The organism is Streptomyces sp. NPDC053431, from assembly GCF_044544925.1.
Lineage (GTDB): Bacteria > Actinomycetota > Actinomycetes > Streptomycetales > Streptomycetaceae > Streptomyces.
This window is the reverse complement of sequence record NZ_JBITXX010000031.1, coordinates 21,370-30,925: the sequence shown is the minus strand read 5'-3', so window position 1 is coordinate 30,925 and position 9,556 is coordinate 21,370. Positions and strand designations below refer to the sequence as shown.

Below are 9,556 nucleotides of genomic sequence, written 5' to 3'. Positions count from 1 at the left end.
GAGTTCGTCAACGAGATCAAGCCCTTCGCCCCCGCGGGCGGCGAGGCCGAAGAGGACGAGACCGGCCGCGAGACCATCGTCGTCGAGGTCGGCGGACGACGTCTCGAGGTGTCGCTGCCGAACTCGGTGGGCATGTCGCTGGCCCGCACCGGCCTCGCCGCCGGCGCCAAGCCCAAGCGCCGCAACACGAAGAAGTCGGGTCCGGCCGCGTCCGGCGACACCCTCGCGTCCCCGATGCAGGGCACCATCGTCAAGGTGGCCGTCGAGGAGGGCCAGGAGGTCAAGGAGGGCGACCTCGTCGTCGTCCTGGAGGCCATGAAGATGGAGCAGCCGCTCAACGCCCACAAGTCCGGCACCGTCAAGGGGCTCAGCGCGGAGGTCGGCGCCTCCCTCAGCTCCGGCGCCGCGATCTGCGAGATCAAGGACTGAACCACCGGTTCGACCGCATGCGAGAGGGCTCCTGGCGATCCGCCAGGAGCCCTCTCGCGTGTCGTCGACAGCGGCCTCGCTACGCCGCCGCGTCCCGTCCGTGGAGCGTCTCGTACACGTCGCCGGCGTGGTAGTAGGTCCGCCCGGACCGGCTGCGGCGACGCCACTTCCGCAGGCTGGCGTGGCGGTAGACGCTGCCCGGCGGCATGTCCCACAGGCGGGCGATGTCCGCGGCGGTCATCCAGCGGACCTCCGCCTCCAGGTCCGACGTCCCGCCGGCGGGCGCGGACGCGGCGCCGCCCGCCACGGCGGCGACGACGCGCGCTCCGGTCGCTCCGGTCGTCGCGCTCGCCGCGGCCCCCGCGGTCGCGCCGAGCCGGCGGCTGAGCTGGAGCCACTCGTGGCCGACCCAGTGGTGGGAGGCGTCCGCGCCGCAGGTGATGGTGGCGGGCAGCTGCGGATGGCGGGGCCGTACGACCGCGGTCAGCGCACCGGTGCAGCCGGGCTCGACGCACCCGCCCACGGCGATGCGGCGGCTCGTGGTGGGGTCGATGACCCCGAGCGCCCGGCGCACCAGCTGCGCGATCTCGGCGGAGACCTCGCCCGCCGCGTCGTGCGCGGCGAGCCAGGTGCCGTGCCGGGTCAGGAAGTTGACCAGCGGGACGACGGCCCGGCGCGGGCCGGCCAGGTCGCGCTCCTCCAGGACCAGGCTCGCCCAGGCGCTGAGCACGGCCAGGATCTGGGTCCGCACGTCCGCCGCGCGGAGGTTGAAGGGCATGCCGGGCAGCGGGCCGCCGGAGGTCCGCTCCACGGCGCGGTCGCCGCCGCTGCCGTCGAGGTGGCGGGCGCACTCCTCGTACAGCTCCGGCAACCGGTTCAGGTCCCGTACCAGGCGCTCGTGGCAGTCCAGGCACAGCCGGCTCGCGGGTGCGGCCGGGCGCCTGGCCCGGCCGGCGCCCTCGCGCCGCACGCAGCTCGTTCCGGCACAGACTGTCGTCACCACGGTCATGCGGTTTACCCCCTGAGTCTCGGCGACCTCCGGTCGGAGTCGCCCACCGTCCCGCGAACGGTATTTGCGCGATTATCGGCGCCGCAAGGCCGGTGGAATCACCCCTGTAGTACGTGACGGAATTCGATGAATTCCATTACTGTGTTTTCGCTGCCCTGACACGAATTCACACCCCGCTACGGAACCGGCCATTCCTGACAAGCCTTGACCGGGATCTGACATGGGAATTCTTGACCGGCCGCCGAGGGGCGAAGAAGCTGTAGGGCAGATTCCCCAGCCGTGCGCCCGTATTCTCCTCGCCCAAGGATGAGATGAGATCACCACTCGCCGGCACGTTCCAGTCGCTGACCGTGCGCAACTTCCGGCTGTTCGTGGCGGGACAACTCGTCTCCGTCGCCGGCACCTGGATGATGGTCGTCGCTCAGGACTGGCTCGTGCTCTCGCTGACCGGCGACTCCGGGACCGCCCTGGGCGTCGTGACCGCCCTGCAGTTCGCGCCGCTGCTGGTGCTCACCCTCTACGCGGGCGGCCTGGCCGACCGGTACGACAAGCGCCGGCTGCTCATGGCCGCGAACCTCGTGTCGGGCGTCCTGGCGCTCCTCCTCGGCGTCCTGGTGCTCACCGGCTCCGCCGGACTGTGGCACGTCTGCCTCTTCGCCCTCGGGCTCGGCATCGTCAACGCCGTCGAGGTGCCCACCCGGATGTCCTTCGTCAGCGAGCTCGTCGGCGGCGACCTGCTGCCCAACGCCTCGGCGCTGAGCGCCGCGTACTTCAACGTGGCGCGGGTGGTCGGCCCGGCGCTCGCGGGCCTGCTGATCGACTGGCTCGGCACCGGGACCGTGATGCTGCTCAACGCGGTCAGCTACCTGGCGACCGTCGTCGCCCTGCGCGCGATGCGTCCCGAGGAGCTGCACCGTGCCGAGCGCCGGCCCGCACGGGCCCCCGTCATGGACGGCGTACGGCACATGGTGACCCGGCGCGACCTGCTGCTGCCGATGATCCTGGTGGCCGTCGTCGGGATGCTGGGCTTCAACTTCCAGCTCACCCTGCCGCTCCTCGCCAAGACCGAGTTCCACGCCGAGGCGTCTGCCTTCGGTCTGCTCACCACGGCCTTCGCGGTGGGTTCGCTGCTCGCCGCGTTCGTCACCACCCGCCGCCGCGGGCGGCCCCGGGCCCGGCTCGTCATCGGCTCGGCGCTCGCTTCCGGGGTGCTGGAGTGCGCGGCCGGTCTGGCCCCCACCTACACCTGGGCCGTGGTGCTGCTGCTGTGCACCGGATTCGGCTCGCTCTACTTCGCCCAGGCGACCAACCACCGCATCCAACTGGGCACCGACCCCGCCTACCGGGGCCGGGTCATGGCTCTCTACACGCTCGTCTTCCAGGGGACCACCCCCCTGGGCGCCCTCCTGATCGGCGCCCTCAGCGAACGGTTCGGCGCGCGCTCCGGGCTCGTGGTGGGCGGCGCGGCCACGCTTCTCGCCGCCGTCGCCGTGCTCCTCGTCCAGCTGGGCACCGAGCGCCCCCGGTCCCGTACGCCCGACAAGATCCGCACCTCACCCGGAGGAACACCCGATGACCATCCAGCAGGCAACGATCGCCCCCGTCCAGACCGGCTCGGCGGAGGAGCGCAGGGACATCGTCCAGGCGGCCCGCGTCGTCTTCGCCCGTGAGGGCTGGACCCACACGAGCGTCACGGACATCGCCGTGGAATGCGGCCTCGACGAGGCCACCGTCACCCACTACTTCAAGGACAAGGAGCGTCTGCTGCTCGCCGTCCTGCTGGAGGGCGCGGCCTCGGTGGCCGCCTCGCTGACCGTCATCGCCGAGGAGCACCTCTCCGAGATCACCGACCTGGAGAAGGACCTGGTCGAGCTGGGCCGTGCCTGGCTGACGCCGCTGGCCGCCTTCCCGGAACACTTCGCGATCGTCCGGCACCTCGGCGCCGAGATCGCGACCTGGCCGGCCGGGGTCGTCGAGATGTGGCGCACCGCCGGCCCCCGGCAGGCCAACCGCGAGCTGGCCCGCCGGCTCGCCCGCGTCGCCGACCAGGGGCTGCTGTCCTTCGAGGACCCCGAGCACGCCGCCGAGCGCTTCATCCAGCTGGTCGCGGGCGGCGTCGTCCAGCGCTCCTTCCACGGCGCCCTGCCGCTGTCCGACTTCGAGCGGGACGCCGTCATCCGCGCCGGTGTCGCGGACTTCGTCCGTCTGTACCGGCCCGGCGCCGACCGCTGATCCGACGGCCCCGCGCCGTACCACCCACGACCCGCGACCCATGGAGGTGGGGAACACCATGGCCACACCAGCCACACCGCAGGACTCGATACAGGCCCGGATCGACGAGCTGGCCGAGATCAAGGAGTCGGCGCGGCAGGGCCCCGACCCGGCGGCCACCGAGCGCCAGCACAGCAAGGGCAAGCTGACCGCCCAGGAGCGCATCGCGCTGCTCCTGGACAAGGGCTCCTTCAACGAGGTGGAGCCGCTGCGCCGGCACCGGGCCAGCGGCTTCGGGCTCGAGAACAAGAAGCCGTACAGCGACGGCGTGGTGACCGGCTGGGGCACGGTCCACGGCCGCACCGTCTTCGTCTACGCGCACGACTTCCGGATCTTCGGCGGCGCCCTGGGCGAGGCCCACGCCCAGAAGATCCACAAGATCATGGACCTGGCCGAGGCGGCCGGCGCGCCGCTGGTCTCGCTCAACGACGGCGCCGGCGCCCGCATCCAGGAGGGCGTCACCGCGCTCGCCGGCTACGGCGGCATCTTCCAGCGCAACACCCGCTCCTCGGGCGTGATCCCGCAGATCTCCGTGATGCTGGGCCCGTGCGCGGGCGGCGCGGCCTACTCCCCCGCGCTCACGGACTTCGTGTTCATGGTCCGCGAGACCTCGCAGATGTTCATCACCGGGCCGGACGTCGTCAAGGCGGTCACCGGCGAGGAGATCTCGCAGAACGGGCTGGGCGGCGCCGACGTCCACTCGGCCACCTCGGGCGTCTCGCACTTCGCGTACGACACCGAGGAGGAGTGCATCGAGGACGTGCGCTACCTGCTCTCGCTGCTGCCCGCGAACAACCGCGAGCTGTCCCCCGTGGAGCACTCCGGCGATCCCGCCGACCGGATCAACGACGCGCTGCTCGACCTGGTGCCGTCCGGCGCCGGGCAGGCGTACGACATCCGCAAGGTGATCGAGGAGGTCGTGGACGACGGCGACTACTTCGAGGTCCACCCGGCGTGGGCGACGAACATCGTCTGCGCCTTCGCCCGGCTCGACGGGCACGTCGTCGGCATCGTCGCCAACCAGCCGGCCTCCATGGCCGGCGTGCTGGACATCAACGCCTCCGAGAAGGGCGCCCGCTTCGTCCAGTTCTGCGACGCGTTCAACATCCCGCTGATCACCCTGGTCGACGTGCCCGGCTTCCTGCCCGGCGTGGACCAGGAGCACAACGGCATCATCCGGCGCGGCGCCAAGCTCCTCTACGCGTACTGCAACGCCACCGTGCCGCGGATCTCGCTGGTGCTGCGCAAGGCCTACGGCGGTGCGTACATCGTCATGGACTCGCGGTCGATCGGCGCCGACCTGGCCCTGGCCTGGCCGACGAACGAGATCGCGGTGATGGGCGCCGAGGGCGCGGCCAACGTCATCTTCCGGCGGGAGATCAACGCCGCCGAGGACCCGGAGGCCGTGCGGCAGCAGCGCATCGAGGAGTACAAGAACGAGCTCATGCACCCGTACTACGCGGCCGAGCGCGGACTGATCGACGACGTCATCGACCCGCGCGAGACCCGTTCGGTGCTGATCCGCTCCCTCGCGATGCTGCGCGCGAAGCACGCGGACCTGCCGTCGCGTAAGCACGGCAACGCCCCGCAGTAGATCCTTGTAGTTTCCCTACCGGGATCTGTACTAACTCCCCTTGAAACAGCGGGAGTCAGCGAAGAACATAGATGTCAGAGTCCGGCGCTTTGTCAAAGCGCCCTCTTTTTTTGACTCCGTCCGGTTCCGGCCCTCTTGCTGTCGAACCGTCGACGTGACGTGAAACTCCAGTCCGCCGTACGGCTTTCCGCTTGGAGACAAAACGCATGCACAGCAATCTGATCGTGGCCCGGATGGAGCCCGGTATGAGCGGCAACGTCGCCGACCTCTTCCGCGCGTTCGACGCCACCGAGATGCCGCACCGGATGGGCACGCGTCGGCGCGAGCTCTTCCACTACCGCGGTCTCTACTTCCACCTCCAGGACTTCGACACCGACAACGGTGGCCGGCAGATCGAGGAGGCGAAGACCGACCCGCGCTTCGTGCAGATCAGCGAAGACCTGAAGCCGTTCATCGAGGCGTACGACCCGGCGACCTGGCGGTCCCCGGCGGACGCCATGGCCACCCGCTTCTACCACTGGGAGGCCTCGCAGTGAGCCCCCGACGCGTAGTCATCACGGGCCTGGAGGTCCTCGCCCCCGGCGGTGTGGGCCGCGACGCCTTCTGGTCGCTGCTGAGCGAGGGCCGCACGGCCACCCGCGGCATCACCTTCTTCGACCCGTCGCCGTTCCGCTCCCGGGTCGCCGCCGAGATCGACTTCGACGCCGAGGCCCACGGGCTCAGCCCGCAGGAGATCCGGCGCATGGACCGGGCCGGCCAGTTCGCCGTGGTCGCCGCCCGCGGCGCCGTCGCGGACAGCGGCATCGACCTCGCCGACCACGCCCCGCACCGCGTCGGCGTCACCGTCGGCACGGCCGTCGGCGCGACGATGGGCCTCGACCAGGAGTACCGGGTCGTCAGCGACGGCGGCCGGCTGAACCTGGTCGACCACAAGTACGCGGTCCCGCACCTCTACAACCACCTGGTGCCCAGCTCCTTCGCCGCCGAGGTGGCCTGGGCGGTCGGCGCCGAGGGCGCCAACGCCGTGGTCTCCACCGGCTGCACCTCCGGCATCGACTCCATCGGCTACGCCGTCGAGCTGATCCGCGAGGGCTCCCTCGACGTGCTGGTCGCCGGCGCCACCGACGCCCCGATCTCGCCGATCACGATGGCGTGCTTCGACGCGATCCGCGCCACCACCCCGCGGTACGACGAGCCGGAGCGCGCCTCGCGCCCCTTCGACGGCACCCGCAACGGCTTCGTCCTCGGTGAGGGCACCGCCTTCTTCGTCCTGGAGGAGCTGGAGAGCGCCCGCCGCCGCGGCGCCCGCATCTACGCCGAGATCGCCGGCTACGCGACCCGCTCCAACGCGTACCACATGACGGGTCTGCGCCCCGACGGCGCCGAGATGGCCGAGGCCATCCGCGTGGCGCTCGACGAGGCGAGGATGAACGGCGACCAGATCGACTACATCAACGCGCACGGCTCCGGCACCAAGCAGAACGACCGCCACGAGACCGCCGCGTTCAAGAAGAGCCTGGGCGACCACGCGTACGCGACGCCGGTCAGCTCCATCAAGTCCATGGTCGGGCACTCCCTCGGCGCCATCGGCGCCATCGAGATCGCCGCGTCGACCCTGGCGATGACGCACAACGTCGTGCCGCCCACGGCGAACCTGACCACCCCCGATCCCGAATGCGATCTCGACTATGTGCCCGTCACCGCGCGGGAGCACCAGACGGACGCCGTGCTGACCGTCGGCAGTGGCTTTGGAGGCTTCCAGAGCGCCATGGTCCTCGCCCGGCCGGAAAGGACCGCCGCATGAGCGCCTCTGTAGTGGTGACCGGTCTCGGCGTCGTCGCGCCCAACGGGCTCGGCGCCCAGGAGTACTGGCAGGCCGCCCGCGTCGGCAAGAGCGGCATCGGCCGCATCACCCGCTTCGACCCGACCCAGTACCCGGCCCAGCTCGCCGGCGAGATCCACGGCTTCGAGGCCTCGGACCACCTGCCGAGCAAGCTCCTGCCGCAGACCGACCGCATGACGCGCCTCGCGCTCGTCGCCGCGGACTGGGCCCTGGAGGACGCCGGGGTCGACCCCAAGGAGCTGCCCGCCTTCGACATGGGCGTGGTCACCTCCAGCGCGTCCGGCGGCTTCGAGTTCGGCCAGCGCGAGCTGGAGCGGCTGTGGAGCCAGGGCAGCGAGTACGTCAGCGCCTACCAGTCCTTCGCCTGGTTCTACGCCGTCAACAGCGGCCAGATCTCCATCCGGCACGGCATGAAGGGCCCCAGCGGCGTCGTCGTCAGCGAGCAGGCCGGCGGTCTCGACTCCGTCGCGCAGGCCCGCCGCCAGGTCCGCAAGGGCACCCCGCTGGTGGTGTCCGGCTCGGTCGACGCCTCCCTGTGCCCCTGGGGCTGGGTGGCGCAGCTGACCAGCGGCCGGGTCACCACCCAGGCCGACCCGGCCACCGCCTACCTGCCCTTCGACGAGCGGGCCTCGGGCCACGTCCCGGGCGAGGGCGGCGCCATCCTCATCATGGAGCGCGAGGACGTCGCCCGGGCCCGCGGGGCCAAGGTGTACGGCGAGATCGCCGGTTACGGCGCGACCTTCGACCCCAAGCCGGGCAGCGGCCGGCCGCCGGCCCTGCGCCAGGCGATCGAGACCGCGCTGGCCGACGCCGGCGTGAGCGCCCGCGACGTGGACGTGGTCTTCGCCGACGGCGCGGCCGTCCCCGAGCTCGACCGCATCGAGGCCGACGCGCTGAACGCGGTCTTCGGCCGCGAGCAGGTGCCCGTCACCGTCCCCAAGACGACGACCGGCGCCCTGTACTCGGCCGCGGGCGCGCTCGACCTGGCGACGGTCTTCCTCGCGATGGAGGAGGGCCTGATCCCGCCCACCATGAACACCGACCCGGCCGACACGTACGGCCTGGACCTCGTCGTCGGCCACCCGCGGACGCACGAGGTGCGCACCGCGCTGGTGCTCGCCCGCGGCCTGGGCGGCTTCAACTCCGCGCTGGTCGTCCGCTCCGCCGACTGACACCCGCACCGCCATCCCACCGACCCGGCACAACCGGAAAGGAACCACCCATGGCCGAGCAGGCTTTCACCTTCGACGACCTCCGCCGCATCCTGATCGAGGCGGCGGGCGCCGACGACTCCTACAACCTCGACGGTGACATCCTCGACACCGACTTCGAGGAGCTGGGCTACGAGTCACTGGCCCTCCTGGAGACCGGTGGCCGCATCGAGCGCGAGTACGGCATATCCCTCGACGAGGACATCCTGAGCATCGCGAACACCCCGCGCATGCTGATCGACGCCGTCAACAGCGGTCTCGCCGCGCTGGTCTGACCCGCCGCTCCCCCCTTCGCACCCTCGCCCCCCACATCCCCCACACCCCACTCCCCGCCGGGTGGTGCCTCGCGCACCGCCCGGCGGGACCCTTTTCCCGCCCTTATGGAGAAGCCACTCATGTCAGATCAGCAGAAGCGGGTCGCCCTGGTCACCGGAGCGACCAGCGGCATCGGCCTGGCGGCCGCCCGGCTCCTGGCCGAGCAGGGCCACCGGGTGTTCATCGGCGCGCGCAGCGCCGACAACGTCGCCGCGACCGTGAAGGAGCTCCAGGCCGAGGGCCTGGAGGTGGACGGCACCACCCTCGACGTCCGTTCCTCGGACAGCGTGCGGGACTTCGTGCAGGCCGCCGTCGACACCTTCGGGACCGGCGTCGACGTACTGGTCAACAACGCCGGCCGCAGCGGTGGCGGCGTCACCGCCGACATCGCCGACGAGCTGTGGGACGACGTCATCGACACGAACCTCAACAGCGTCTTCCGGCTCACCCGCGAGGTTCTGAACACCGGCGGCATGCGGCACAAGAACCGCGGCCGGATCATCAACATCGCCTCGACCGCGGGCAAGCAGGGCGTCGTCCTCGGCGCCCCGTACTCGGCCTCCAAGCACGGCGTCGTCGGCTTCACCAAGGCCCTCGGCAACGAGCTCGCCCCCACCGGCATCACCGTCAACGCGGTCTGCCCGGGCTACGTCGAGACCCCGATGGCCCAGCGCGTGCGCCAGGGCTACGCGGCCGCGTACGACACCACCGAGGACGCCATCCTCGAGAAGTTCCAGTCCAAGATCCCGCTCGGCCGCTACTCGACGCCCGAGGAGGTCGCGGGTCTGGTCGGCTACCTGGCCTCCGACACGGCGGCGTCCATCACCGCGCAGGCGCTCAACGTCTGCGGCGGACTCGGCAACTTCTAAGGCCCCCAAGGAGAG

10 protein-coding genes are annotated in these 9,556 nt (G+C 71.3%); 9 read left to right on the top strand and 1 reads right to left on the bottom strand.

Annotation, left to right across the window (positions count from 1 at the left end):
• Positions 1–429, top strand: a 429-nt coding sequence (locus tag ACIGXE_RS35635) for a biotin/lipoyl-containing protein (RefSeq protein WP_399754200.1), incomplete at its 5' end; no start/stop codon positions are given.
• Positions 430–508: 79 nt separating this feature from the next.
• Here the strand turns inward: ACIGXE_RS35635 and ACIGXE_RS35630 are convergent.
• Positions 509–1,438 carry a hypothetical protein gene (locus tag ACIGXE_RS35630; RefSeq protein WP_399754199.1) on the bottom strand — a complete coding sequence of 310 codons (930 nt, stop codon included), beginning with the start codon at positions 1,436–1,438 and terminating at the stop codon, positions 509–511.
• Between the two features lie 311 nt (positions 1,439–1,749).
• Here ACIGXE_RS35630 and ACIGXE_RS35625 point away from each other — a divergent pair, with 311 nt between their 5' ends.
• The 8 genes from ACIGXE_RS35625 to fabG all read left to right on the top strand — a co-directional run bounded on the left by ACIGXE_RS35625 (position 1,750) and on the right by fabG (position 9,541).
• Complete coding sequence (locus ACIGXE_RS35625; protein ID WP_399754197.1) at positions 1,750–3,108, top strand: MFS transporter; 1,359 nt, start codon at positions 1,750–1,752, stop codon at positions 3,106–3,108.
• Entirely contained in the window at positions 3,011–3,670 is a 660-nt protein-coding gene (locus ACIGXE_RS35620; RefSeq protein WP_399754195.1) for a TetR/AcrR family transcriptional regulator, read from the top strand. Before ACIGXE_RS35625 ends, ACIGXE_RS35620 begins: the two co-directional genes overlap by 98 nt.
• Positions 3,671–3,728: 58 nt before the next feature.
• On the top strand, positions 3,729–5,303 hold the full coding sequence (locus ACIGXE_RS35615) for an acyl-CoA carboxylase subunit beta (protein ID WP_399754192.1): 1,575 nt from the start codon (positions 3,729–3,731) through the stop codon (positions 5,301–5,303).
• Between the two features lie 206 nt (positions 5,304–5,509).
• The gene (locus ACIGXE_RS35610; RefSeq protein ID WP_376638411.1) at positions 5,510–5,839 is read left to right on the top strand and encodes a TcmI family type II polyketide cyclase; all 330 of its coding nucleotides are present in this window, start codon (positions 5,510–5,512) and stop codon (positions 5,837–5,839) included.
• Positions 5,836–7,107 carry a beta-ketoacyl-[acyl-carrier-protein] synthase family protein gene (locus ACIGXE_RS35605; RefSeq protein WP_399754190.1) on the top strand — a complete coding sequence of 424 codons (1,272 nt, stop codon included), beginning with the start codon at positions 5,836–5,838 and terminating at the stop codon, positions 7,105–7,107. The genes ACIGXE_RS35610 and ACIGXE_RS35605 overlap by 4 nt, the downstream gene beginning before the upstream one ends.
• Entirely contained in the window at positions 7,104–8,318 is a 1,215-nt protein-coding gene (locus ACIGXE_RS35600; RefSeq protein ID WP_399754188.1) for a ketosynthase chain-length factor, read from the top strand. The genes ACIGXE_RS35605 and ACIGXE_RS35600 overlap by 4 nt, the downstream gene beginning before the upstream one ends.
• A 50-nt stretch (positions 8,319–8,368) precedes the next feature.
• Positions 8,369–8,632: an acyl carrier protein gene (locus ACIGXE_RS35595; RefSeq protein ID WP_345487417.1), complete on the top strand. Its 264-nt coding sequence runs from the start codon at positions 8,369–8,371 to the stop codon at positions 8,630–8,632.
• A gap of 120 nt (positions 8,633–8,752) precedes the next feature.
• Complete coding sequence (fabG, locus tag ACIGXE_RS35590) at positions 8,753–9,541, top strand: 3-oxoacyl-ACP reductase FabG (protein WP_399754186.1); 789 nt, start codon at positions 8,753–8,755, stop codon at positions 9,539–9,541.
• Positions 9,542–9,556: the final 15 nt, after the last annotated feature.